The sequence below is a fragment of the Pseudoalteromonas sp. TP27 genome, from assembly GCF_056470645.1.
Genome location: NZ_JARDAK010000019.1, coordinates 24,203 through 49,301, shown reverse-complemented (window position 1 = coordinate 49,301; position 25,099 = coordinate 24,203). Strand labels below are relative to the sequence as shown.

General features: G+C 38.2%; 24 protein-coding genes and 1 pseudogene. 14 read left to right on the top strand and 11 right to left on the bottom strand.

The window, feature by feature from the left end; genetic code table 11:
* Nucleotides 1–4: 4 nt before the first annotated feature.
* The gene (locus PX700_RS17900) at nucleotides 5–307 is read right to left on the bottom strand and encodes an isoamylase early set domain-containing protein (protein WP_369619955.1); all 303 of its coding nucleotides are present in this window, start codon (nucleotides 305–307) and stop codon (nucleotides 5–7) included.
* A 383-nt stretch (nucleotides 308–690) separates the two neighbouring features.
* Between PX700_RS17900 and PX700_RS17895 the strand changes: the two genes are divergently transcribed.
* Nucleotides 691–1,623 (top strand): hypothetical protein, encoded by a 933-nt coding sequence (locus tag PX700_RS17895; RefSeq protein ID WP_415637036.1) that lies wholly within the window; start codon nucleotides 691–693, stop codon nucleotides 1,621–1,623.
* A 23-nt stretch (nucleotides 1,624–1,646) separates the two neighbouring features.
* Here PX700_RS17895 and PX700_RS17890 read toward each other — a convergent pair whose 3' ends face one another.
* The 5 genes from PX700_RS17890 to PX700_RS17870 form a co-directional block, all read right to left on the bottom strand.
* Nucleotides 1,647–1,880 carry a hypothetical protein gene (locus tag PX700_RS17890; protein WP_415637037.1) on the bottom strand — a complete coding sequence of 78 codons (234 nt, stop codon included), beginning with the start codon at nucleotides 1,878–1,880 and terminating at the stop codon, nucleotides 1,647–1,649.
* 97 nt (nucleotides 1,881–1,977) lie between these two features.
* On the bottom strand, nucleotides 1,978–2,199 hold the full coding sequence (locus tag PX700_RS17885; protein ID WP_415637038.1) for a hypothetical protein: 222 nt from the start codon (nucleotides 2,197–2,199) through the stop codon (nucleotides 1,978–1,980).
* A 167-nt stretch (nucleotides 2,200–2,366) separates the two neighbouring features.
* A complete protein-coding gene (locus PX700_RS17880; protein ID WP_415637039.1) occupies nucleotides 2,367–2,909 on the bottom strand; it encodes a hypothetical protein in 543 nt (180 codons plus the stop codon).
* 244 nt (nucleotides 2,910–3,153) lie between these two features.
* Nucleotides 3,154–3,522, bottom strand: coding sequence for a hypothetical protein (locus PX700_RS17875; RefSeq protein ID WP_415637040.1), 369 nt, complete (start codon nucleotides 3,520–3,522; stop codon nucleotides 3,154–3,156).
* Between the two features lie 278 nt (nucleotides 3,523–3,800).
* A complete protein-coding gene (locus PX700_RS17870) occupies nucleotides 3,801–4,229 on the bottom strand; it encodes an Lrp/AsnC family transcriptional regulator (protein WP_165741137.1) in 429 nt (142 codons plus the stop codon).
* 195 nt (nucleotides 4,230–4,424) lie between these two features.
* Between PX700_RS17870 and PX700_RS17865 the strand changes: the two genes are divergently transcribed.
* The 5 genes from PX700_RS17865 to PX700_RS17845 all read left to right on the top strand — a co-directional run bounded on the left by PX700_RS17865 (nucleotide 4,425) and on the right by PX700_RS17845 (nucleotide 9,948).
* Nucleotides 4,425–5,630: an aspartate aminotransferase family protein gene (locus PX700_RS17865; RefSeq protein WP_415637041.1), complete on the top strand. Its 1,206-nt coding sequence runs from the start codon at nucleotides 4,425–4,427 to the stop codon at nucleotides 5,628–5,630.
* A gap of 50 nt (nucleotides 5,631–5,680) precedes the next feature.
* Entirely contained in the window at nucleotides 5,681–6,715 is a 1,035-nt protein-coding gene (gene astA, locus PX700_RS17860) for an arginine N-succinyltransferase (protein ID WP_007580762.1), read from the top strand.
* Between the two features lie 7 nt (nucleotides 6,716–6,722).
* The gene (astD, locus tag PX700_RS17855; protein ID WP_479521462.1) at nucleotides 6,723–8,189 is read left to right on the top strand and encodes a succinylglutamate-semialdehyde dehydrogenase; all 1,467 of its coding nucleotides are present in this window, start codon (nucleotides 6,723–6,725) and stop codon (nucleotides 8,187–8,189) included.
* A 36-nt stretch (nucleotides 8,190–8,225) separates the two neighbouring features.
* Nucleotides 8,226–9,029: a 2-oxoadipate dioxygenase/decarboxylase family protein gene (locus PX700_RS17850; protein ID WP_479521461.1), complete on the top strand. Its 804-nt coding sequence runs from the start codon at nucleotides 8,226–8,228 to the stop codon at nucleotides 9,027–9,029.
* Nucleotides 9,030–9,129: 100 nt separating this feature from the next.
* Nucleotides 9,130–9,948 (top strand): hypothetical protein, encoded by an 819-nt coding sequence (locus tag PX700_RS17845; RefSeq protein ID WP_479521460.1) that lies wholly within the window; start codon nucleotides 9,130–9,132, stop codon nucleotides 9,946–9,948.
* 410 nt (nucleotides 9,949–10,358) lie between these two features.
* Here the strand turns inward: PX700_RS17845 and PX700_RS17840 are convergent, their stop codons facing one another.
* Nucleotides 10,359–11,639, bottom strand: a complete 1,281-nt coding sequence (locus PX700_RS17840) for a flavohemoglobin expression-modulating QEGLA motif protein (RefSeq protein WP_008169642.1) — start codon at nucleotides 11,637–11,639, stop codon at nucleotides 10,359–10,361.
* 145 nt (nucleotides 11,640–11,784) lie between these two features.
* Between PX700_RS17840 and PX700_RS17835 the strand changes: the two genes are divergently transcribed.
* The 7 genes from PX700_RS17835 (at nucleotide 11,785) to PX700_RS17805 (ending at nucleotide 18,574) form a co-directional block, all read left to right on the top strand.
* The gene (locus tag PX700_RS17835) at nucleotides 11,785–12,042 is read left to right on the top strand and encodes a DUF3081 domain-containing protein (protein ID WP_415637046.1); all 258 of its coding nucleotides are present in this window, start codon (nucleotides 11,785–11,787) and stop codon (nucleotides 12,040–12,042) included.
* Nucleotides 12,042–12,356, top strand: coding sequence for a hypothetical protein (locus tag PX700_RS17830; RefSeq protein ID WP_415637047.1), 315 nt, complete (start codon nucleotides 12,042–12,044; stop codon nucleotides 12,354–12,356). The genes PX700_RS17835 and PX700_RS17830 overlap by 1 nt, the downstream gene beginning before the upstream one ends.
* Before the next feature lie 408 nt (nucleotides 12,357–12,764).
* Nucleotides 12,765–13,340: a transcriptional regulator BetI gene (gene betI, locus PX700_RS17825; RefSeq protein ID WP_415637081.1), complete on the top strand. Its 576-nt coding sequence runs from the start codon at nucleotides 12,765–12,767 to the stop codon at nucleotides 13,338–13,340.
* A 1-nt stretch (nucleotide 13,341) separates the two neighbouring features.
* Nucleotides 13,342–14,805, top strand: a complete 1,464-nt coding sequence (gene betB / locus PX700_RS17820) for a betaine-aldehyde dehydrogenase (protein ID WP_479521459.1) — start codon at nucleotides 13,342–13,344, stop codon at nucleotides 14,803–14,805.
* Nucleotides 14,806–14,816: 11 nt separating this feature from the next.
* Nucleotides 14,817–16,484 carry a choline dehydrogenase gene (betA, locus tag PX700_RS17815; RefSeq protein ID WP_479521458.1) on the top strand — a complete coding sequence of 556 codons (1,668 nt, stop codon included), beginning with the start codon at nucleotides 14,817–14,819 and terminating at the stop codon, nucleotides 16,482–16,484.
* 158 nt (nucleotides 16,485–16,642) lie between these two features.
* Nucleotides 16,643–17,860, top strand: coding sequence for a BCCT family transporter (locus PX700_RS17810; protein ID WP_479521457.1), 1,218 nt, complete (start codon nucleotides 16,643–16,645; stop codon nucleotides 17,858–17,860).
* Nucleotides 17,861–17,869: 9 nt separating this feature from the next.
* The gene (locus tag PX700_RS17805) at nucleotides 17,870–18,574 is read left to right on the top strand and encodes a TorF family putative porin (RefSeq protein WP_479521456.1); all 705 of its coding nucleotides are present in this window, start codon (nucleotides 17,870–17,872) and stop codon (nucleotides 18,572–18,574) included.
* A 152-nt stretch (nucleotides 18,575–18,726) separates the two neighbouring features.
* Here PX700_RS17805 and PX700_RS17800 read toward each other — a convergent pair.
* From PX700_RS17800 to fdxA, 3 genes and pseudogenes are all read right to left on the bottom strand, one after another.
* Nucleotides 18,727–18,914, bottom strand: a pseudogene (locus PX700_RS17800) (GGDEF-domain containing protein); the annotation flags it as partial.
* An 87-nt stretch (nucleotides 18,915–19,001) separates the two neighbouring features.
* On the bottom strand, nucleotides 19,002–21,245 hold the full coding sequence (locus PX700_RS17795) for a DUF5916 domain-containing protein (protein ID WP_479521455.1): 2,244 nt from the start codon (nucleotides 21,243–21,245) through the stop codon (nucleotides 19,002–19,004).
* Nucleotides 21,246–21,381: 136 nt separating this feature from the next.
* A complete protein-coding gene (gene fdxA, locus PX700_RS17790; RefSeq protein ID WP_024599924.1) occupies nucleotides 21,382–21,705 on the bottom strand; it encodes a ferredoxin FdxA in 324 nt (107 codons plus the stop codon).
* A gap of 195 nt (nucleotides 21,706–21,900) precedes the next feature.
* Here fdxA and PX700_RS17785 point away from each other — a divergent pair, with 195 nt between their 5' ends.
* Nucleotides 21,901–23,508, top strand: a complete 1,608-nt coding sequence (locus PX700_RS17785) for an NAD(P)/FAD-dependent oxidoreductase (RefSeq protein ID WP_415637053.1) — start codon at nucleotides 21,901–21,903, stop codon at nucleotides 23,506–23,508.
* Nucleotides 23,509–23,646: 138 nt separating this feature from the next.
* Here PX700_RS17785 and PX700_RS17780 read toward each other — a convergent pair whose 3' ends face one another.
* Complete coding sequence (locus PX700_RS17780; protein WP_197181618.1) at nucleotides 23,647–24,951, bottom strand: DEAD/DEAH box helicase; 1,305 nt, start codon at nucleotides 24,949–24,951, stop codon at nucleotides 23,647–23,649.
* Nucleotides 24,952–25,099: the final 148 nt, after the last annotated feature.

Here is a 25,099-nt window from a genome sequence, read left to right as displayed (position 1 = left end):
CGCCTTAATTAGTGCGTTGAGTATTTACTATGCTGTTTTCTGTACCAAATGTATTACCAATATAGCCATCAGCTTGGTGGTCGTTATCCCAAATATCGCCATTAATTAAATAACGAAAATGGAATTGCTGATCAATAGGGAGTCGTTGTTTAAATTTAAACACACCTTGTTTTTTATTAAGCTTCATTGGCACAGGTTGCCAATCATTAAATTCACCTAATAAACAAACTTCTTCTGCCTCAGGATGAGAAAACTCAAAGGTTACTTCAGCTTCATCTTTTGTTTTAAAAAAACGTTTATTCAACATAGCAGGCTCCAACTAAACCAAAAAGGGTACTTAATCTTTGCCACAGGCCATACAACTAAACAAAAAGGCGATGTGGATTCCATTCAAAATCATTAAACACGTCATAAGTTAACCAAAACTTTATTTACGCATTATTACAGTGCAACAATTCATTTTTTCTGCACCTAAAAAGTGCGGTTAGTATATAAACAATCTATTTTAAAAAGCTCACTAGTACAGAGCAATTTTTGAACCAACTAGGTAGGCATCACATTTTATTTATTTAACCGAATTTAACCTTAAACAATCCAAAAGTATTGCCTAAATTTATAAAATTCTTTTGTTATGTACTTTCATCAGCGATAATACACAGCATCTTAATACTCTGAAATATCATAATTTTCATGTTGAAAAAAAGCATTTTTATAACTATAGCCATCATCTTTTTAATAATAGCCACACTTGTTGGTTCTTCAATCTATACCCTTTATAGTAAAAAAGAAATCTCAGTTGATCCTAAATTAAAAGAAATATCAGGTATTGAATTTGATAAGCACAAACGTTTATGGGCTATTAACGACGGAGGCAATGAACCTAAGCTTTACCGCCTCAATCAAGATGGCTCTATAGCTAAAGAAATCTTAGTGGAGAATGCTAAAAACATAGACTGGGAAGACATGACTCAAAACAAATTTGGGCATTTTTTTTTAGGTGACTTTGGCAATAACAAAAACGATCGTAGATGGCTCACTATTTATAAAATAGAAAACCCTATTGATATTAAAGGCGACACTACTCAAGCCGAAATAATCAAATTTACCTATCCTGAACTCGATGACTCACCTGTAGAGCCCGATAAGCGTAACTATGATTTAGAAGCTTTTGTTGCACTGGGGCGTCACTTATACCTATTTACTAAAAATAGAACTGAGCCATTTGATGGGATCACAAATGTATATAAGGTAGGCGATCATGCTGCTAATTTTGATGCAGAACTAGTTGACTCTTTTAAAACGTGTACCACGCTTGAAAAACTATGCTGGATAACCTCTGCAGCGCTCAGCCCCGATCGTAAAAAACTAGTATTACTGGATTCAACCAGTCTTTGGTTATTTGAAAACTTTAAAGGGGATAAGTTTTTCTCTGGTGATGTATCAAAAATAGACTTAGGGATTGTTACTCAAAAAGAAGCAGTCACCTTTTTTGATGACAACACGATTGTATTTACAGATGAAGAGTTTAAAGGTATTGGCGGTAATGCTTATTTTATTAAATTAGATGAAGCAACCAAAGAAGTTATACGCAGAGCACCAAACCTTAAAAATGCTTCAGAATAATTTTTAGTATAACTTTGAGGTATTTACTGTGGGTAGTTAGTCGTTGAATGCAGCATTTTCTCTACGTCTATGCCCAATATTAATACCCCAATATGATTATAATTTTTATTAAACACCGGTATACTTAACTGCTCTTGGAAGTGGTGAGTCGATGCATCGCATTCAACAGTATTAAAGTAATAATCATCGAGGTGCGTAAATACTTTATTAAATTTATCTTCATCACCTTGCCAATAGTCACTTGTTAATTTACTCATAGCTATATTTTCACCTTGGTTATCGGTGAGGGTAAGTTCGGTAACAGCACCATTAAATAAGGACTTCCATTTTTTAACTTTTTAGATAAAGGCTGATTTAGCATCGCACCCCTAACTTGGATTTGCCTTCTTTAATTTCACTTTCCCATCTTTTATCACGATCAAGTATTTCATCTTCAGCTAACGGTAAGCTATTACTAATACCAATCTGCTTAATTAAGTGAGCTATCTTGAGGGCGGAAAAACGAGTTGGTAGCCAGGCAAAAAATTCGCTATTTAGTTGTTCTAATTGAGAATTTTTTAACGCAGGTAGCGACACGTTTAGCCCCGTAAAATGATTAAGTATTATTGCGGATTGGTATAAGTATGTGATCTAAATTTTACGCCGAAAAAATAATTCAGTTCTAGGCGTAAATTGATGTAAATGGTTGTTCCCTTTGCGAAATTTACAACAAAAAAATGGGTTGTTTTAGCAAGTAAAATAGATCAGCTATTTATTGGAATGGGTATAATGAGTATTTCCTCTGCTAATCTAGGCAAACTCACTAATGCTTTAACTTGCTTATATATTAAATTTAGAACTTGCGTTTTTTTACAATTAGACAACGCAAAGGGAGCATGAGAGCAAGTGCCTATATTTTCATCAAACTGTTCCATAAACTCAGAATGACATTTTAATAAAGAGTTTGATGCAAACAAGCCTAAGGGCACATAACGAAAAAATTCTTTATCGTATATTGCTTTATCAATACTCAATTTAGACACTACGAGCTCAAAATCATCTAAATCGAGTAATATTCTATCTACTCTTTGATGATGAAAAATATTAACTAACTCCTCTAAAGTGTTTACCTCTACATGTACTGAAACACTTTTTGATTTAAGCCAGTTAGCCTGATAACTCCCCCTTACAGCACCGTAATGCATTTTATCTTCAGGTTTATTAATGCTATTTGGATGAGTTAACCAATACCATCTTTCTAAAAATATCGGCGAGGTAATTTCACTTCTCGTTGTGCACGCAGCCAAGGGAGGGTTTGAAGCTTAAATGAGGCCTCCATTTCAAATAAAATACACTGGACTTGATTACCCGCGTTGTAGGGAGCAATTGTTGGTAAATTTGAGTCAAATTTTAAAGGCTCTGATAAGCCAAGTAACACAAAGAAAAGCAGTGCAGGCATAATCCATTGCTAATTATTACAGGAATTAAAACAAGTGTAGTTAATCGTACAAAAAAGCATGGCCAACGCATAACAATGTATTACAAAAATAACTAACTTACACAGTTAATAAATCGCTCTGCTAATAAAGTTACTTTTGTTTTATCTTTATACACCCTGTGAGAGCTTTTAATTAAATAACTCGCGCATGTACCTTTTGTCATTTTAAAATGCTTATTACAACTTTGAACCGAATTACCTAAAACTTCTTGATAAGCTCGATCTGCACACATTGTTAAAGCGAACTCAGTAGCACCAATTATAATTTCATCAATACTTACAGAGGACGTTTCAAGTTTATAGTATATATCGCTGAACGTTTTAACTTCAGTCTCTTTATTTAATGAGCTCTGACTCGCTTTTGCGTTTAAATAATAGCCAACAAATATAACTGATACTATTAGTATAATTATTTTTTTCATCATTTTCCTTAATGCTGTAGCAAAACTACTTCCATTTTGAAACAAGACTATAAGTATTGCTTCTAATATAAAGTTTATTGAGGTTGTTTACGTGAATACATAAGGGAGGATACTTATAAACATCCGTGTATCAAGTTATTAACTCCTTGTTATTCAAAATTCTAACATTAAATCCTGAAAAGACAATGATTTAAACATTTTTTTGGGTATAAATTTAGCTATATTTAGATTTCCTCAACAAAAACAAAAAAAGTATGTTGTACAAGATAAAAGCTATGCTAGCGCTTAAATTTGGTCTCTAAAATCACAGACGATGTAGTGCGCTCTACTCCATCTAAATTACCTATATCGTCTAGCAAATGACTAAGCTGCTCTAGATTTTGCGCTTGTACCACAGCAATTAAATCAAACTCACCACTTATGGCATAAAGCTGTGAAATTGCATCTATTTGCTTAAGCTCTATGTTCGTTTTTGTCGTTAATTTTTGCTTAACCTTAATAGACACATGAGCTGATACCATTTTACTTAAATAGTCATCCCCATAATCAACGCTATACCCTTTAATTACGCCTGTTTCTTCCAATTTAAGCATACGGCTTTGTACTGTTGAACGAGATAAATCGAGCATGCGAGCAAGGTCAGAAATACTGGCTCTAGCGTTTGTTTTTAGTACAGAAAGTAGTTTCTCGTCTTGTAGAGTTATCATAATGCGTATTTATTTCGTTAATTTGACTTTTATTCTAACCATTTTTCACAAAATAGCACTGCAAATTTAACTGTTAACCTTCGATAATGACCCCTACAAGAAATAATAACGTGTTTGCTGAAGAATAAAGGCTATATTCTTCTTTAATTTAGCAGCGAATCATTTATCTAAGCCCATTCAATTTAGGTGTACAAAATGCAAGTAACAAGAGACTTATTTAACGACGTAATGGTACCAAACTATAACCCTTCAGCTATTATTCCTGTTCGTGGCGAAGGCTCTCGTGTATGGGATCAAAATAACAACGAGTTTATTGATTTTGCAGGTGGTATTGCCGTTAACTGTTTGGGTCATTGTCACCCGGCGCTTGTTAAAGCATTAAAAGAGCAAGGCGAAAAAATTTGGCACTTATCAAATGTAATGACTAATGAGCCAGCGCTTCGTTTGGCTCAAAAAATGGTTGAAGCAACATTTGCTGACAAAGTTTACTTTGCAAACTCAGGTGCAGAAGCAAACGAAGCGGCGCTTAAACTAGCCCGTCGTTTTGCACTTGACGTGTACGGCGCTGAAAAATCGCAAATAATTGCATTTAACAAAGGCTTTCACGGACGTACTTTCTTTACCGTAACCGTTGGCGGACAGACTGCTTACTCAGATGGCTTTGGTCCAAAACCTGCTGACATAGAACATTGTGACTTTAACGACATTGCTGCATTTGAAGCGCTGATCAGCGATAAAACATGTGCAGTTATGATGGAACCGTTGCAAGGTGAAGGCGGTATTATTTCACCAACAGATGAATTTGCTAAAAAAGTACGTGAACTGTGTACTAAACATAACGCGCTACTTATTTTTGATGAAGTACAAACAGGTGTTGGTCGCACAGGCGATTTATACGCTTACGAAGGCTTAGGAGTTGTACCTGATATTTTAACAACTGCAAAAGCATTAGGTGGTGGTTTTCCAATTGGCGCTATGATCACTCGCACACACATTGCTGAGCATTTAAAAATTGGTACGCACGGTTCTACTTACGGTGGTAACCCACTTGCTTGTGCCGTAGCCGAAGCTGCATTTGATACCGTAAATACACCTGATGTACTAAATGGTGTTAAAGAGCGCGAACAGTTATTCCGTGATGGTTTAAATGCAATTAACGAAAAATACAACGTGTTTAGTGAAGTACGCGGTAAAGGCTTATTAATTGGCGCAGTACTAAATGATAAATTTGAAGGCCGTGCACGCGACTTTTTAGTAGCCAGTGCTAATAATGGTTTAATGAACCTTGTAGCTGGCATGAATGTAATTCGCTTTACGCCATCTTTAGTTATCCCGTTTGAAGATATTAAAGAAGGCTTAGCGCGCTTTGAAAAAGCCGTTAGCGATGTAGTAAACGGTTAATATAGTTTAAGTTAGCACGCCTACAGGCGTGCTATTGGAGCAAGTAATTAATGCAAGTATTACGTCCTATTACTGCCAATGATTTTGACGCACTTAAACAAATTGCGATTGAATCAGGCCATGGATTTACCTCTTTACCTGTTGATGATGCACAGCTAAAAGAAAAAATTGAACGCGCTGAAAAAAGCTTCGCTAAAAACATCAATCAGCCGTTAGATGAAAGCTACTTATTTGTTTTAGAAGACAGTGAAACAGGTGACGTTATTGGCACAACCGCGATAGAAGCCGCAGTGGGCTTGTCGGTGCCTTTGTATCATTATCATTTAGGTAAAACAGTTCATCACTCGCCTACTTTAAATGTATATAACACCGTTGATATTTTAAGTATGTGTAACGACTACACAGGCTGCTCTGAAATATGCACATTGTTTTTGCGCGAAAACAGCCGCAAAGGGCTAACGGGCCGATTTTTATCGCGTTCACGCTTTTTGTTTATGGCGCAGCATAGCGAGCGTTTTGCCGATACTGTTATTGCAGAAATGCGCGGCGTGAGCGACGAAGATGGGCACTCACCTTTTTGGCAATGGCTTCAAGAGCATTTTTTTAGTATCGAATTTCCAGAAGCGGATCACTTAGTGGGCTTAGGCGATAAGGTATTTATTAGCGAATTAATGCCTAAATATCCTATTTATGTGAACTTGCTTAGCAAAAAAGCCCAAGCCGTTATTGGCCATGTGCATGAAAAAACAAAACCTGCGCTAAAGCTACTCGAAAAAGAAGGTTTTGAGCACAGAGGCTACGTTGACTTATTTGACGCAGGTCCAACGGTTGAAGCAAAACTTGGTAATATTCGCAGTATTCGCGACTCCCAAGTTTGCCCTATAACAATTGGTGAGCTTGATCACATATCACAAAATAGCTCTGATACGCTGGCTGTATGTAATCAAGGTGTAAGTGGCTTTAGAGCAACCTTTACCAAAGACGCACATTACAATCATGCAAAACATACTCTCGTCATTAGCCAAGATGTAGCTAAGGCACTTAATTTAAGCCAAGGAGATGCAGCGCGATTCTTCCGCCTGTAAATAATTTATGAATACACACCTAATTAATAACCAATGGCATACAGGCCTTGGCCCAGCATTTGAATCAATCAATCCAAGTAATGGCAATGTTGTATGGCAAGGTAATGGCGCAAACGCTGATCAAATAGATTCAGCTATAAAAGCAGCCAGAGCAGCGCAATTACAATGGGCCGACAAACCACTTGAAGAACGTATAGCTATTTTAGAAAACTTCGCGGCACAATTAAAAGAACACAGCGAAGAATTTGCTAGCATTATTGCGCGCGAAACTGGCAAGCCATTGTGGGAAACCCGTACCGAAGTGGGCGCAATGACAGGTAAAGTAGCTATATCTGTAAAAGCATACCATGAGCGTACAGGTAAAACCGAAAACCCAATGCCTGGTGCTAAAGCGTTTATTAGACACAAACCGCATGGCGTTGTTGCTATTTTTGGCCCGTACAACTTTCCGGGGCATTTACCAAACGGGCATATTGTACCTGCAATTTTAGCCGGTAATACAGTGGTATTTAAGCCATCAGAGCTTACGCCGCACGTGGCTGAGTTTACCCTCTCACTTTGGCTAAAAGCGGGCTTACCTGCAGGTGTTATTAACCTTGTGCAAGGTGAAATTGAAACAGGTAAAGCACTTGCCTCTCATAAAGATATAGATGGCTTATTTTTTACCGGTAGCTCAAACACAGGTCACTTATTACATAAGCAATTTGCTGGACACCCTGGTAAGATTTTAGCGCTTGAAATGGGCGGTAATAATCCACTGATTGTAAAAGACGTGAATGATGTAAGCGCTGCTGTGCACGATATTATTCAATCTGGTTTTATTACCTCAGGCCAGCGCTGTACGTGTGCACGCCGCTTATTTATTGAAAAGTCGCTCAATGGCGATGCTATTTTAGAAAAACTAATAAGCGCGACTAAAAACATAGTTGTAGATGACAGCTTTGCTACAGAGCAGCCTTTTATGGGTGCAATGATAAGCGAAAAAGCAGCATTAGGCATGGTTGCTGCGCAAAGTGAATTAGTATCAAAAGGCGCGCAAATCCTTGTTGAACTTAAGCAATTAAAACCAGGCACAGGTTTTGTAAGCCCGGGTATTATTGATGTAACACACGTTACCGACATGCCAGATGAAGAGCATTTTGGACCGCTGATTAAAGTATATCGCTTTGACTATTTTGACAGCGCCATTGCTGAAGCCAACAACACAAGCTTTGGCTTATCCGCTGGTTTACTTAGCGATAGTGAAGATGATTACACTCACTTTTTAAAGCGTATTCGCGCCGGTATTGTTAACTGGAATCGCCCTATTACGGGTGCCTCAAGCGCAGCTCCATTTGGCGGTATTGGTGCCAGTGGTAATCACAGAGCAAGTGCTTATTACGCCGCTGATTATTGCGCATACCCTGTAGCGTCTGTTGAATCAGACAAAGTGAGCTTACCGCAAACCCTAGCGCCGGGCTTAATAATTGAATAAGCAATAAAACCAAATTTTAAGATTTAAGGATTTGATATGCATACTGATGTAAACACATTATTTAATAACCTTTGGGAAAACTACTTAAACGTAACTCCATCGGCAGACAAAATTCATGACCTTTTAGGGTCAACGCAAAAAGATGACATTATTAACGATCATATTGCACTGCGTACATTTAATATTGAAAAGGTCGGCCTTGAAAAACTCGCGGCTCACTTTTTAGCAATTGGTTACAAAGAATGTGGTGAATACCACTTTGAAGCTAAAAAACTCTACGCAAAGCACTACGAGCATAGCGATCCAAATCAGCCAAAAGTGTTTATCTCTGAGTTATTAGTCGAAAAATGCTCACCTGAGTTACAAGCCATCGTAAGCGATATGGTAAGTAAAATTGACGAAAGCGCCGTAACAGCAGATAACTTTTTATACTCAGGTACACATTGGCAAGTAAGCACCGATACTTACAAACAGCTGCTAGCTGAAAGCGAATATGCAGCGTGGATGTCGGCGTGGGGTTATCGTGCTAACCACTTTACTGTAAATATTAATACGCTTGCTAAGTTTGATAATATTCATGATGTTAATCAAGCTCTGAAAGATGCAGGCTTTTCGCTTAATACATCAGGCGGCGAAGTTAAAGGCTCACCAGAGGTGTTACTAGAGCAATCGTCAACACTTGCTGATGAATACTCAGTGACCTTTAGTGACGGTGATATGAGCATCCCTAGCTGTTTTTATGAGTTTGCTATTCGTTACCCTCAAGCAGACGGCGAGCTTTATACTGGTTTTGTAGCAGCCTCAGCTGACAAAATATTTGAAAGCACGAACGCACGTTAATTGAATCTGTTATGTTTAAGTATAAAAAAAGCCCGTATGGGCTTTTTTTATAAAGACAACTCAAGCATTCCTTGATAGTTTTAAACAAAAAGGACATTGCATGAATATTTTAAAATGTTGTATTTTCATTAGTTTACTTAGTTTACCTCTCCTAGCCGAAGCTCACTCTTCCCTTACTATATTGTCCCGTGCGTATAATAACGATACGACTGAGCGTACAGCTGAAAAACGCTTTTATGCTCTTTTTCAACAAATACTACGCGATGAATTTAACATCAGCACAGAATGGACCAACCATGCTCGCTTAATAAAGCGTTTATCAGGGCCGCAACCGGTATGCAGTTATAACTTGATTAAAACAAAGCAACGAGAAAAGCTTTTCTTGTTCTCTGAAATACCCACAACAATGTTCGTACAGCGTAAAATTTTTGGGTATAAAGAAACCCTACAAGGGCTACCAGAAAAAGTGTCTGTTTCCAAACTACTTTCTAATAATAAAACATTTGGGATCCTTTCTTCAACAAGCTACCAACAGCTTGATACCATGTTCGCAGATTATCGGCATCAAGTCGCTTCTATAAATAGTGCCGATAGCTTTGCACAATTAGGACAACTACTCACACATAAGCGTATCGATATAATTGTTGACTATGAATATACTGTTAAATCATTTTTATCCGACGAACAATATGCCCAACTAGATAGCCGTGCAATAAGTGAATACCCTGAGTTTATTAATGGTTACTTTGCTTGTAGTCAAACAGTCGAAGGCGAAAAAGCAATAACCTTAGTTAATCAGTATATGCGTACCCCCGCTATGTATGAATTTCTTAAGGGAATTCACTATGACGGATTCGATGCAGATACTGCTAAACGCATGATGCACGTGTACGAAACAAAATATAAAATAACCCTTTGAAACCGATAATTAAAATAAACAATTAATTTTACTGAACAATAAGTTAAAAGTTTCAAAAAAGTATCTGCAGCAGTGGTTGCTGCTAATCAATTATTAAATTACGTAGCCTGTCACATTGAACTGTAAAATTTAGCGCTTAAGTTTTCATAATAATGAGGCATTTACTGATTATCTAAAAGTTTGGCTGTAGCCCAAATGGCAATTGAAATTACTGCCTATGAACAACAGTTAGGTATTTTTATTAAAGGATTATTGTTCAACGATGAACCTTTTGGCTCAGTACTTACAGTCTCTATATGTGACCATATAGGTGTAGCTACACAATTAAACGCAGTTACTCATACCAACTGCGTTTTGATTTCGATACTAAAAAATAAACAGATATTTCCTGAATGAAAATGGTGATTTAATTACAAAAATAACGGTTTATAATCGTTTTCTAACTTTTCAAACGATAAGTCACCAATAAAGCGACCAAAGCTCAACCAAGTGGCCAAACCGCGTAAATCTTTAAAGTGTGGTGGTACAAACTGCGGGCTCTCTATTACACCTAAATCATGAAGCTGCGATATTAATCTAAAATCATCTATCGATATTTTACCTACCAATAATAAAGGCAGTCTATCGATTCGACCAAGCTGTATCGCCACACGTATTAAGTTATATACCAGTACAAAGCCTTTAATGTAGGCAATATCTTTTGTAAAAGGCAGACCTGTTGGCGTACTACCTCTAAACACACGCTGCGCGAGTGTGTAACTGTCGTCTTTTGATAAGCCTTGCGCTACATAATCACGGTATATATCTACAAACTCAGCGCCATCTATTACCTTTGTAACTGCTTGAATCCGATTAACTAATTTAGATAAACGCCTTGGGGTCGATTTTAATGTAATAATTTCGGTTAATACCGCTAAGCCTTCTTGGGTAATGGTCGAGCTTGGCGTGCCTTTACTCAAACACGTTAAATAAGGCTGAGCTAAACCATTTTGAGTGGTACCTACGTGTATCCATCCTTCGTGAACTTCTAAAATATCAAGCTCACGCTGAGAAAACTTAACATCTTGATTAAGCTTTATATTATTAGCACCGGCGGCTGCATCACTGACAATACCATCGCTAAGCATTACCTCTACGTTTATCCCTGCCATACTGGCATTTACTTGCTCAGACAAAATACGTACAGCATCTACAGCATCAATATTTTTAGGGTCGTCGGGCAATATGTCGGCTATAAGTAAATTTTGCAGCGGTTTATCTAACATATTAGCTAGCTCAGAAAGTGAGGGCTCACCAGCATGGAATAAGTCTTTAGGGTGACCAAATAGCTCCACCGATAAATCATGAAACTCTGGCGTACCACGATATTCAAGCATACTTAATACTGTTTTATATTCAGTGCACATTTTTCCCATATATTGAGCAATCGGATTTAACTGCCCCAATTGGTTAATAATGTTACGGTGCAAAGTAGAAAACGCTTGGCGTAACTCGCTAGGGACAAAACCAAGGTCGCGCTGTTGATAATAAGCACGATCGATAAGTGGATTTTTTTGACATTTTTGTCTAAAAAACTCCTCTTTAGTTTGCTTATCCCAATTAATAGCATCGAGTATCCTAATTGGCGTTTGCAATGCAATTAATTGATCCGATAACTCACGAGTTTTTAGTAGTAACGCCTTGTCTATCATGGTGTAAGCTCAACATTAAATGAGTTTTGAGCATAATTTAAAAAGGCTAAATTACAAAGCAATATCACACATTTTTAGCTATTGTTTTTAAGATGATCGACCCTCATATCCTTATCGTATGAGGTATTAAATAAAAGGGTGAAGTATGAAAAACGAAATTGACAACAAACAGATTTTAGCCGTGTATGAACGCATCATTCAAAAAGGCGAAATGACTGACGAAGGTAAACATTATCAAGGCGTTACTGCTTATTCAGACGCAGATGGCTACACTGTATACCTACAAGGTAGCGGCGTTGAATTACGCTTTGGTTTTCATAATACCTACCACCTTGACTACGAACATGAAAAGCATAAAGACGACTTTTTGAAAAAATTATATAACATTGCAAACGAGAGCTAATGTACCCGCGAAAACTCAGGAACCGCCCTTCTAATACAAGCAATAAGCTCAATACTAATTTTATAAACCAAGTAGTAGAAGAACTTAAAGCTGATCCAAGCAAAGTCTCAATTATTCAAGACAATTTAGAACAGTACCGTGCTCAAACTCATTTAAAGCGTGGATTTTTACTGGCTATAGAGCGCTTTGATTGGGTTTTTGAAGCAAGCGAAGATATTGATTTTATTTGCCAGCAAATTTTAGCTGATGACTACATTGGCAATAGACTAAGACGTTACCCTCTACTTTTCAAAGGCGTTATTAATAACGCCTAACTTAAAAATCCTACCAATTAAATGCAGTAAACCTGCGTAGTTCACACTCAAAGTAAATTTATTAGAGTACTAAGCAATTGCAGGTTTAGTGCAATTTTGTATCAAATTAATACTATTAGTACTCTAACTATTATTGTACTAATTGTTTTTGATCATTTTATTCATTTATTACTGTAAACAAATCATTACCATTATTGAATTCAAAACACACAACTATAACTCACTGTATTTAATGGATTTAAATACAATATAAACCGACTTTATTTGTTGCGTTAGTTGCAAATTTATTAATGATTAATTTGCATTTTGGCATCTAGATGTTTACCTCAGCCTTGAATTGTTAGAGCTATTACCTTAAGCTTATCTTTATTGAACGTTCAATTAATAAAAATTATGCCTAAAGTTGGAATGGAACCTGTCAGGCGTCAGCAGTTAATTGACGCAACTATAGAATCTGTTGCAAGCAAAGGTCTGCAAGGAACGACTATAAACAGCATTAGTAAAAATGCAGGTTTATCGTCGGGTATTATTAGTCATTATTTTAATGGTAAGCAGGGGCTGATTGAAGCCACTGTTCGATACTTACTAACAAGCTTAAAGCAAGACTTGATAGGCAAAGTAAACCATCAAACAAATGCGACTGAACGTTTAATGTATATTGTCGAAGCCAACTTTGCGCTTGTACAACAACGCAATGATACAACCCGAACGTGGTTGAGTTTTTGGGCACAATCGATGCACGATAAAGAGTTACACAGACTACAAAATGTAAACAGTAGACGCTTGCAAAGTAATTTAGCATTTTCTTTTAAGCAATTAATGCCTATTGAGCAAGCAAAGCAAGCTGCTGAACTTAGCGCCGCCATGATCGATGGCCTATGGTTAAGATCAGTACTGAGTAAATCAGACAATAATCAGTTTAAACACAGTGAAAAGTTAGCAAAAAGCTATGTACTTTCACTTATCAAGCAATATGGAGCCTAGCGTGACTACACCTGTCTATCAAAATTTTATTAACGGCCATTTTCTTGCAAACCAAAGCGGCAAAACATTTGATGTAACAAACCCAGCTACGGGCGAGGTTATTTACGCAGTAGAAATTGCCGACGAATTTATTCAAAACGCAGCCATAGCAAGTGCAAAGCAAGGCTTTGCTCAGTGGTCAGCAATGACACCCATTGAACGCAGCCGCATTTTATTAAAAGCAGTGGCTATTTTACGCGAACGCAACGATGAGCTGGCACTTGTAGAAGTACTCGACACCGGTAAACCAATGCAAGAAGCAAATTGTGTTGATATTGAAACCGGCGCTGATGTAATTGAATACTTTGCAGGCCTTGCGCCAGCACAAGTAGGCCAACAACAAATGGTGGGTGATGACTTTTACTACACACGTAAAGAACCGCTAGGTATATGTGCAGGTATTGGTGCATGGAACTACCCATTACAAATTGCATGTTGGAAGTCGGGCCCTGCCCTTGCTGCTGGTAATGCATTTATATTTAAACCATCTGAGGAAACACCACTTGGTGCTATTAAGCTTGCTGAAGTGTTTTTTGAAGCTGGCGTACCTGCAGGTGTGTTTAATGTTGTTCAAGGCGCAGGCGATGTAGGCCAGTGGCTAACTCAGCACAGCGATATTGATAAAGTATCGTTTACGGGTGAAGTAGGCACAGGTAAAAAAGTAGTAGCAAGTGCTGCCTGTACGTTAAAAGATGTAACAATGGAACTCGGTGGTAAATCTCCATTATTAGTATTTGATGATGCCAACATTGAGCAAGCGGTTAGCGCTGCTATGTTAGGTAACTTTTATACGCAAGGCGAAATTTGTACTAACTGTACACGTATTTACGTTCATAAAAATATCTACCAGCAGTTTATTGATGAGCTTAAAGCGCGCACTGAGAAAAACATCATTGCTGGCGACCCACAAGATTTAAATACTAACTTTGGCGCACTTATTTCTAAAAAGCATCAAGAACTAGTAATGAGCTACGTTAATAAAGGTATTGAAGAAGGTGCAACGCTTTTAACTGGTGGTACAACGCTTTCCCCAGAATCTGCACCTAATGGCTATTTTGTAGCACCGACTGTATTTATTGATTGTAATGACGACATGACTATCGTTAAAGAAGAAATATTTGGCCCAGTAATGAGCGTGCTGGTTTTTGACGACGAAGACGATGTGATTGCACGTGCTAACGGTACACACCTAGGCTTAGCAGCTGGCGTATTTACTAGCGATATTAAACGTGCGCACCGCGTTATTCATAAGTTACAAGCGGGTATTTGTTGGATTAATGCATACGGTAACTCACCTGCTGAAATGCCAGTTGGCGGTTATAAGCAATCGGGTATTGGCCGTGAAAATGGTATTCAAACGCTTGATCAATACACGCAAACTAAGTCTATCTATGTTGGTATGGCCGACATAGAAAGCCCATTTTAAGGCGCCCTACTATGAGTAATCATTACGACTATATTATTGTTGGCGCGGGTTCGGCGGGTTGTGTTTTAGCAAACCGTTTGTCTGAAGATTCAAATAACCGCGTGTTACTACTTGAAACTGGCGGTAGCGATAAAAGTATTTTTATAAAAATGCCAACTGCGTTATCTATTCCTATGAATAGTGACAAATACGCATGGCAGTTTCATACGCAGCCAGAGCCTCATTTAGATAACCGTGAAATGCATTGCCCTCGTGGCAAAGTATTAGGCGGCTCGTCATCTATTAATGGCATGGTGTATGTACGTGGCCACGCAAAAGATTTTGACGAATGGCAGCAACACGGTGCAAACGGTTGGGATTACCAATCATGTTTACCGTATTTTCAAAAGGCAGAAAGCTTTTACCTTGGTGAAAATACTTACCGTGGTGGTAAAGGCCCGCTTGGCGTTAATAACGGCAACGAAATGCAAAACCCGCTTTATCGCACGTTTATAAAAGCAGGTGTTGAAGCTGGTTACGCCTCAACAGATGATTACAACGCCTCGCAACAAGAGGGTTTTGGCCCAATGCACATGACCGTAAAAGACGGCGTGCGCAGCTCTGCGTCTCGTGAGTATTTAGACCCTGTAAAATCGCGTAGTAATTTAACAATTATTACAGGTGCACTGGCACAACGCGTGATTTTAGACGGCAAAAAAGCCACTGGCATTGAATACAAAGTAAATGGCGACGTTAAAACTGCACATGCTGCAAAAGACGTTGTACTAAGTGCAGGGCCAATTGGCTCTCCACATATTTTACAACTCTCTGGTATTGGTGATACTCAAGCGCTTGAAAAAGCAGGCGTTGAAGTACAGCATCATTTACCAGGTGTTGGTCAAAACTTACAAGATCATCTTGAGTTTTACTTTCAATACAAGTGTAAGCAACCTATCACGCTTAACGGCAAGCTAGGCATTGTTTCAAAAGGTTTGATTGGCGCGCGTTGGTTACTAACGCGTTCGGGTTTAGGTGCAACGAATCATTTTGAATCGTGTGCGTTTATTCGCTCAAAACCAGGTGTTGAATGGCCAGATATTCAGTATCACTTTTTACCAGCAGCAATGCGTTACGATGGTAGAAGTGCATTTGCAGGTCATGGCTTTCAGGTACATGTGGGTCATAACAAACCAAAAAGCCGAGGTAGTGTGACTATTGCCTCTGCAAATCCTGAGCAACCACCAACCATTTTATTTAATTACCTTGAGCATCAAGACGATATTGAAGGCTTTAGAGCGTGCGTTCGCTTAACACGCGACATAATCGAGCAAAATGCCTTTGATGAATACCGCGATGAAGAAATTCAACCAGGTAAACACATTCAAACAGATGAAGAAATAGATGCCTTTGTACGCCAAGCCGTAGAAAGTGCCTACCACCCTTCTTGCTCATGCAAAATGGGTGAAGATGATATGGCCGTTGTTAACTCTAATACCCAAGTACATGGTATTGAAGGACTACGTGTTGTTGACTCATCTATATTCCCAACTGTTCCTAACGGAAACTTGAATGCGCCTACTATTATGGTTGCCGAAAAAGCAGCTGACATAATTTTAGGTAAAGACCCATTACAGAAATCGGATGTGAATGTTGCCATAACAACAAACTGGCAAGAAACACAACGTAGTACACAGATCTAACTTTAGCCACATGCTTAGGTTTAGTCTCGTCGGGCTAAACCTGTGCGTGCCTTGCAGTGGCACACGATGTAAATAGGTTACGTTGTGTTAATGCGAGAATAAAACAATAAAATACGGAGTGCTTATGAATTATTTTTATTCATTACTGGAGGGTAACAATGACTATTTGGCTTAATGCAGGCATCATTTTTACCTTACTTGCCATTATCACTATTTTAATTAAATGGGGGAATGTACGCGTAGTAGGTGTAACACCAGTTCGAACCTTTACGTTTATAGCAATACTATTTACTTCTGGCCTAGATGTTGGCCTTATCATGTTTCCTTTAACTGAGTTTGCAGGTTATGCAGACATAAAAGCAAGCCCAGAATACGCGTTTGCAAATCCACTGGCTATTGAGTTTGGCTACTGGGGATTTTTGATCTGGGGATTTTACTTTCTTACGTGCTTTTATTTCTGTGTAATAGAACCTAAAGTGAAATTTTTCGAAATTCCTTGGGTTAAATTTATCAATAACGTTGTAATTATTGGTACATGTGCATTTACCGCTTATTTACTGCTTACAAACCTACCGTGGTATTTACCCGAACTAGGTGATGGAACAAGTATAGTTTCTGAGTTTTACTTAATTGTGTTTGCGGCTATCTGTTTTGCGGTTTACTCAAGTACTGATATTAAATATGTACGTATTTTAAGTATTTCTACTACGTGGTTATTTTTAGCTTTAATCGCCTTTATGTGGGCTGGCGCATTTGTTCTTGGCGACAGTGAAATGTCAGCATTTACGAATAACTTAGGCTCTATTGGTACTTACTTTGCCAACATTAATGAATTTGTTTTACCGCTTAATGATTACCATGAGTTTTACTTATTTTGGTGGTTTGCATGGAGCATAATGATTGGTCAATTTACATCACGCTTTGTTGGTGGACTTAAAACATACCAAGTATTGGGTGCGATGTTGATTTTCCCTTCTATTCCGATTGCGATTTGGTTTAGCGTACTTTATCACTACCACGATGCGGGCATTCCAACTCAAGGTATTAAAAACTTTGCCATGGTATTTGTAGGTATCATATTTGTAATTAACTCTCTCGATTCGTTAGTGCGTTTATATACAGATAACCTAAACTTTACCGTAAAGCGTTTTGGCAAAATGAAATACATGATAGGTAATATTGTTGCTCTATCACTACTTACACTATTGTTTAAATTAGAATTTTTACAAATTCAATGGGTAGGCGCATTAGTTATTGGCTTGTTCTTTATCTGTGCCGCTTTTATCGGATACAGTAAATTTAAAACAGTAACGAATATAGATAGCTCACCAAAAGCAAACGCAATTGATTACACAAAAATAGACACAGTACACTAGGGATTAATAATGAATAACAAACTAAAACAACTTGTAGTAGCTCTACCATTTGCACTTTTATCAACGACTGCAGCAGCTGATTGGTCAACAACAATCACGGCAGCGTCTGACTACACTTTTAACGGTGTAACTCAAACAGATAACGATCCTGCAATTCAAGGTAGCTTAGACTATGCTTTTGATAGTGGTGTTTACGCAGGTGTATGGGCTTCAAATGTAGATTTTGGTGACGACACCGATTTTGAGCTTGATGCCTATGTAGGTAAGTATGTACAACTTGATGAGCAATTTAGCGTTGACTACGGTATTGCGTATTACACTTATCAAGGTAATAACAGCGATGGCAACTACGCTGAGGCTTACACTAAATTTGGTTACGCAAGTGAATACGGCCAAACTGAGCTTAATTTTTGGTACAGCTGGGATTATTTTGGTTACGATACAGGCCATGTTATTTCGATGATCGCTCACACTTATGAGCTGGCTCCAAATCATGCACTACGTGCAAGCTTTGATATTTCAAACTCACTTGATGGTGATAAGTTTGAGTGGGATTATATTAAGGGAGACAAATCTTATTACCATTACCGTTTAGCATACCAAACAAGCTACGAAGGTTTTGGTATTGAAGTGGCTGCTGAAAACACAAGCTTAGATTACGATTATGCTGATGAGCGTATTGTACTTGCTGTTTCTCGCACATTTGATCTTTAACATATTAATTACTGATTAAACAAAAAATTGCCACTCTATTTAGAGTGGCATTTTTATTTGTAAACTAACTAACTAACTAACTAACTAACTAACTAACTAACTAACTAACTAACTAACTAACTAACTAACTAACTAACTAACTAACTAACTAACTAACTAACAATATCCCACGCACTTGTACCCGATGCTGAAAGGTTACTAGTGTTGTTCCGTAATACTTTATTACCTACATTAATCGATGACTCAGGGCGGCTAACTAAATATCCCTGAACAGAGCTCACACCTATTTTTTAACCAGTTCAAACTGCCCTATTTCTTCAACGCCTTCTGCAACAATTTTAGCAAAAAAGCTAAGTAACGTAACAAACTGCATCATTACAACTTGCTAATATAACGAGCATTTCTGCTGCACTGTAATTTTTAGCGATTACAGCTGCCATGCATAGCTAACTTTTGTAAAAAATGTACGCTGATCCCGCTCAATATTTTTAAGAGAATCATCTTGGTAACCTTTATCTGAATACCCTAAGTAAAATAATGTTTGTGCATTAATTTTATATGAGTAAACAAGCTGGCTACCATAATCTTTATTGATTTGGCTCACTTGATAAAAGTAAGCATTTTCGTCTCTATCAATATCTTCAAATTGTAAAATTAATTTAAGAATTGAACGCATGCTAAATTTATAATGAAGTCTAAAGTCGACTAAGTTAGCAGTGAATACACGATCCCCTTGCGGGTTATCCAATTGGCTATAGTTGTGTTTTATATCGAGTTGCCAATGGTCGTTAATATCCCATACCACCTGTGTTTGAGTATTAAACACATCACCAAGCTGTTCGTTGGTATAGTCAATACGGCTTGCATATTCGGTATATAAGGTTAGCTTTAAATCTTTAGTAGGTTTGAACCCAGTATAAATATAGCCAATATTTTGATTGTAGAAATTGCCATTATAATTTTCATAGCGATGTACTAAACCAATTTCAAAAATAGATTGCATTTGACCTTTAAAACTTAAAAAACCTTCGTATTCTTCTTCAAGTAAGTCACCGTTTTGAGCCCACGTTTTATCCCAATCAGCTTCGTATGACCATGAGGTAAGTAAATCAGCTTCATCTCGATACCATGTCTGCCCGCCTCCAAACACAACCTTTTCGTAATCTACTTTTTCTTGATAACCCAAATCGGTGCGGTAGTCCTCGCCAATATTTTCATACGACGCAAACAGTTTGTAATCACGTTTATCGCGAGTAAGTTCTAGAGCATAAGCTTCATCTGACTGAGTTTCAGATAAATTATAATTCTCGATTAAAAATTCAGAGTTACGGGTATCAGCCGATGATACCTGATACAAAAGAGTGTCCGATTGATTAAGCCAGTAACTCCCATCTACTGATAATACGGTATTATGATAGTCGTCGCTTTCTCTATGGGTGGTTGAAATACCAATTGTTCCTTGTTCGCCATTATCAAATTGATAGCGCCCTGCGACCGCATTAGTTTTTTCATTTAGGTTTGCAAAACCAGAGCCCTGATTACTTGGTAATAAAATATTACTATTATCATCATCAGCGAGCATTAACGCATAACTATGATCGCCCGTTTTACCGGTTAGCTTTGCACCTAAAGTAGGCTCTGCAATTGTACGTGTATATAAAAGTTCAAATAAGCTGCTTTTAAAGTAAGAAGCCCCATCTAAAAAGAAAGGACGCTTTTCAGCGTAATAAATAGAATAAGTTGTATTTACATCAAGCTCTAAAGAGTCTGTTTCTACTTGAGAAAAATCTGGATTAATGGTTGCATTTAAAACAGCGTCTTTTGTTAAGCCCCAACGTAAATCTAAGCCCACTTCGGTGTCTATATCGCCATTATCCCAATTACCCGGTAGCTCTGATTTATTGTCATTACGTAGTGTGGTTAGCGTAGGTGTAAGTTGAATGTTTTTACTTGATTCTATATCGCTAAAACCCACTAACTTATCAAACTGACAAAGACTGCATTTTGTATCTCGATCGAACCCCATATTTGATAGCTGATACAAAACATCACGCTGGTAGTTTCTCATTACTGAAAAACCCCACGTTAGCTCTTTTTTATTTTCAGGAAAACGTAGTGCCTTAAAAGGAATACGCATTTCAACAACATAACCTTGCTCGTTAATTTGCCCTGCGCTATCCCAAATAGCATTCCACGAAGTATCAGAGGTCCAGCCATCAGTGTCGGTCATGCGAATGTCGCCTTGTGCACCAAGAGGGTTCACATGAAATTCATAACCACTGCGTTCATCATTAAAGGTGTCAATAACAAGAATGGCTACATCGTCTTCCCACAACGTATCGCGGTCACGCAGCGATGCACGAATTTGCTCAGGGTTTGGATCCTCTGCAACAAAGGCAACATATAAGTTTGTGCCATCCTCGTAAATAAAAGCATCCGTTTTTACAGGCGGAGTGCCTTTTTCGTTAGGCTCGTCTTGGTAGATTAAAGGAATACGAGTCGCATTTTGCCAATGCGCTTCATCCATAACACCATCAACGGTGATATTAGAATCAATACGGGATAAAGATACTTGCTGTTTTTCAGCCGCTACATTAAGGCTTGAGAGTAATAAAACGAAACTAAAAAATAGGAAGATAAACTTTTTTATTATAGTTATAAAGTACTGCATAAACATCCATTTAGACTGTAATTACTCATAAGGAGCAACTTAAGCCAAAGATTGTAATTTATCCAGGTACATTTGTTAATACTTTGAAATGAAAAATTAACTATTTAATGATAAAGGAGTAACTGTTTGTTACTTATCACGTTTCGAGTAGTTTGAGTTTGTTATCTATGCCATTCCAAACATCAGCGTCCTCTGGTGCAGGCTTAACCTCAGTAATGCGCGGCCATACGAGTGCAAGTTCAGCATTTAATTCAGTAAACTCTTTTTGAGATTCAGGGAGTTCATCTTCTTGATATATTGCGTCGGCTGAACATTCCGGGACACATAACCCACAATCTATGCAATCAATTGGGCTAATGGCTAAAAAATTAGGGCCTTCAAAAAATGCATCTGCAGGGCACACTGATACGCAATCGGTGTACTTACATTTTATACAGTTTTCGGTGACTACAAACGCCATACTATATTTAATACCTAAAATTTTAAACAACAGTTGCGGATCATACCCATTCACCCCAAAAATACAATAAATAAGTGCCATATCACCCTATTTTAACGTAAAATACGCGCCTTATGTTTGCACACCCGTTGTGCCCTGCATCCCCTTATTGTGAGCGGTAATAATACCCCGCTATGACACCTAAAAGAGATATAAATGATACGTTTAACCGAAATAAAGCTGCCACTTGATCATGACGAAGATGCAATTGGCCAAGCAATTGTAAATAAACTAAAAATCCAACCAGAACAATTGCACAGTTTTAATGTGTTTAAGCGTGGTTATGATGCACGTAAAAAATCAGCTATTTTGCTTATTTATACACTCGATATAGAAGTTGATAACGAAGCCGATTTACTCGCTACATTTGAAAAAGACCAACATGTAAAAGTAGCGCCAGATACAAACTATAAATTTGTAGCCCAAGCCCGCGAAGATATAACAGAGCGCCCTGTTGTGATTGGTTTTGGCCCGTGTGGTTTATTTGCAGGCTTATTACTTGCTCAAATGGGTTTTAATCCCATTATATTGGAGCGCGGTAAAGAGGTACGTGAACGTACAAAAGACACGTTTGGCTTTTGGCGTAAACGCACACTTAATACCGAATCAAATGTACAATTTGGTGAAGGTGGCGCAGGTACATTCTCAGACGGTAAGTTATACAGCCAAGTAAAAGATCCAAAACATTACGGCCGTAAAGTAATTACTGAATTTGTAGAAGCAGGCGCACCCGATGAAATTTTATACGTAAGTAAGCCGCATATTGGTACGTTTAAACTTGTTACCATGATTGAAAAAATGCGCGCTCGTATAATAGAACTTGGCGGCGAAATTCGCTTTAGCACACGTGTTGACGATATTCATTTAGACGATGGACAAGTAACAGGTTTAACGCTTTCAAATGGCGAACAACTAAACACTCGCCATGTTGTATTAGCCGTTGGACACAGTGCACGCGACACGTTTGATATGATCCATAAAAAAGGCATATACGTTGAAGCAAAGCCATTCTCAGTCGGTTTTAGAATCGAACATAAACAATCAATGATCGATGAATGCCGTTTTGGCACAAATGCAGGTAACCCAATTTTAGGCTCTGCCGATTATAAACTTGTTCACCATTGTGATAATGGCCGCACCGTTTACAGTTTTTGTATGTGCCCAGGTGGCACGGTAGTAGCGGCAACCTCTGAAGAAGGCCGCGTTGTTACCAATGGTATGAGCCAATATTCTCGAAGTGAGCGTAATGCTAACAGCGCTATTGTGGTAGGCATATCGCCAGAGCAAGACTTCCCAGGTAACCCACTTGCAGGCATAGACTTACAGCGCAAACTTGAAGAGCAAGCATATGAGCTTGGTGGTAGTAACTACGATGCACCAGCACAGCTAATTGGCGACTTTTTGAAAGGTAAATCTTCAGAAAATTTAGGTGAAGTACAACCCTCTTACACACCAGGTATTAAGTTAACTGACTTGAGCAAAGTGCTACCACAATTTGCTATTGATGCGCTTCGCGAAGCAATCCCCGCGTTTAATAAACAAATTCGTGGCTTTTCAACTAACGACGGTTTACTAACCGGCGTTGAAACACGTACTTCGTCGCCTATTAGTATTAAGCGCGACAAAACATTCCAAAGCATCAACACTAAAGGGCTTTACCCTGCAGGTGAAGGCGCAGGCTACGCGGGCGGTATTTTATCAGCCGGTATTGATGGTATTAAAGCAGCTGAAGCGGTCGCATTATCTATGTTAGAAAACGCTTAAACCTCTTTTTTAAGCTGTTTATCGAAAAGCCTCACTTTGTGAGGCTTTTTTGTTTAAATGCATTAACTTTACTAACACTCAAATTTTAGACACAAAAAAACCTGAGTAAACTCAGGTTTTTTAACTAAACGGCGTTAACTATGACTTTTTAAGTGATAGCTTTTCGCCTTTTAAGCTTTTACGAACGCTTGAAATACGTGAGCGATTTACTGCTCTCGCTTCACCGGTTGCTTGTCCTGATAACTTGTTAGAACGTGTACGGCGTAAATGCGCTGGTTTTTTACCAATTTTATCAATGAGTACTTCACGGTTACTTACTTCATAACCTTCTAAATATACACGTTTGATTTTTTGGCCGATTAGCGTTTCAATTTCAAACAAGGTGTTTTCTTCTTCGCGGCTAACAAAAGAGATTGCTTGACCTTGGCGACCAGCACGACCTGTACGGCCAATACGGTGAACGTAATCTTCTGCAAGCCATGGTAAATCAATGTTAATTACACGAGGTAAGCCATCAATATCGATACCACGAGCAGCCACTTCTGTAGCTACTAATACACGTACCTTGCCTTCTTTAAATTCACGTAAAGCACGACGACGGTTACCTTGAGACTTATCACCGTGGCAAACGCCAGCCGGAATACCATCAAGATTAAGCTCTTTAACAAGCTCGTCAGCGGTTTCTTTCATGTTTACGAATACAAGCACTTGTTGCCAGTTTTTCTTACCAATCAATTCAGAAAGTAACTCTTGCTTACGACGTTCTTCAACTGGGTAAACAACATGTTCAACGGTACTTGCTGTACTGTTAGTTTGATCAACACGAACTATTTCAGCTTGTTTTAATACTTTAGATGCAAACTGTTTAATTGCTGCAGGGAATGTAGCAGAGAAAAGTAAAATCTGGCGCTCTTCTGCACAGCTTTTAATGACGTTTTGCATATCTTCGATAAAACCCATATCAAGCATACGGTCAGCTTCATCAAGAACAAGGTGCTTAACATTCGCAAGGCTTAAGTTACCTAGGCGGATATGGTCAAATAAACGACCTGGTGTAGCAACTACAACATCAACGCCTTCTTTTAAAGCGTTTGCTTGGCCGGCAGTGCTCACACCACCAAATAAACTAACTACTTTAAGTGATGTATGCTTTGCAAAGTCTCTAAAGTTATTAGCAATTTGTTCTGCAAGTTCACGCGTTGGAGCAAGTACTAATGCATGAGGTGCATTAGTTGTGCTGAGTTCAGACTCAACCAATTTTTGGATGATAGGTAAAGCAAACGCGGCAGTTTTGCCGGTACCAGTTTGTGCACTGGCTAAAACGTCTTTACCTTTACGAACAGCTGGAATTGCTGCGCGCTGAATGGGCGTAAGGGTGTGATAGTTAAGTTCGTCCAACGCCTGGATGATTTCAGGAGCGAAACTAAAAGATTTAAAATTCATGCTGTATAACCTACGGCCACATTATCAAGGGTCGCAAATTATACAGCAAAAACGAGCTAACAGTTAGCTTTATACCATATTACTAATTAAATATTTTGTTTTGTTGAATCGCAAAGCCATTGATTTAAAAACCTCTTCGATTTAATGC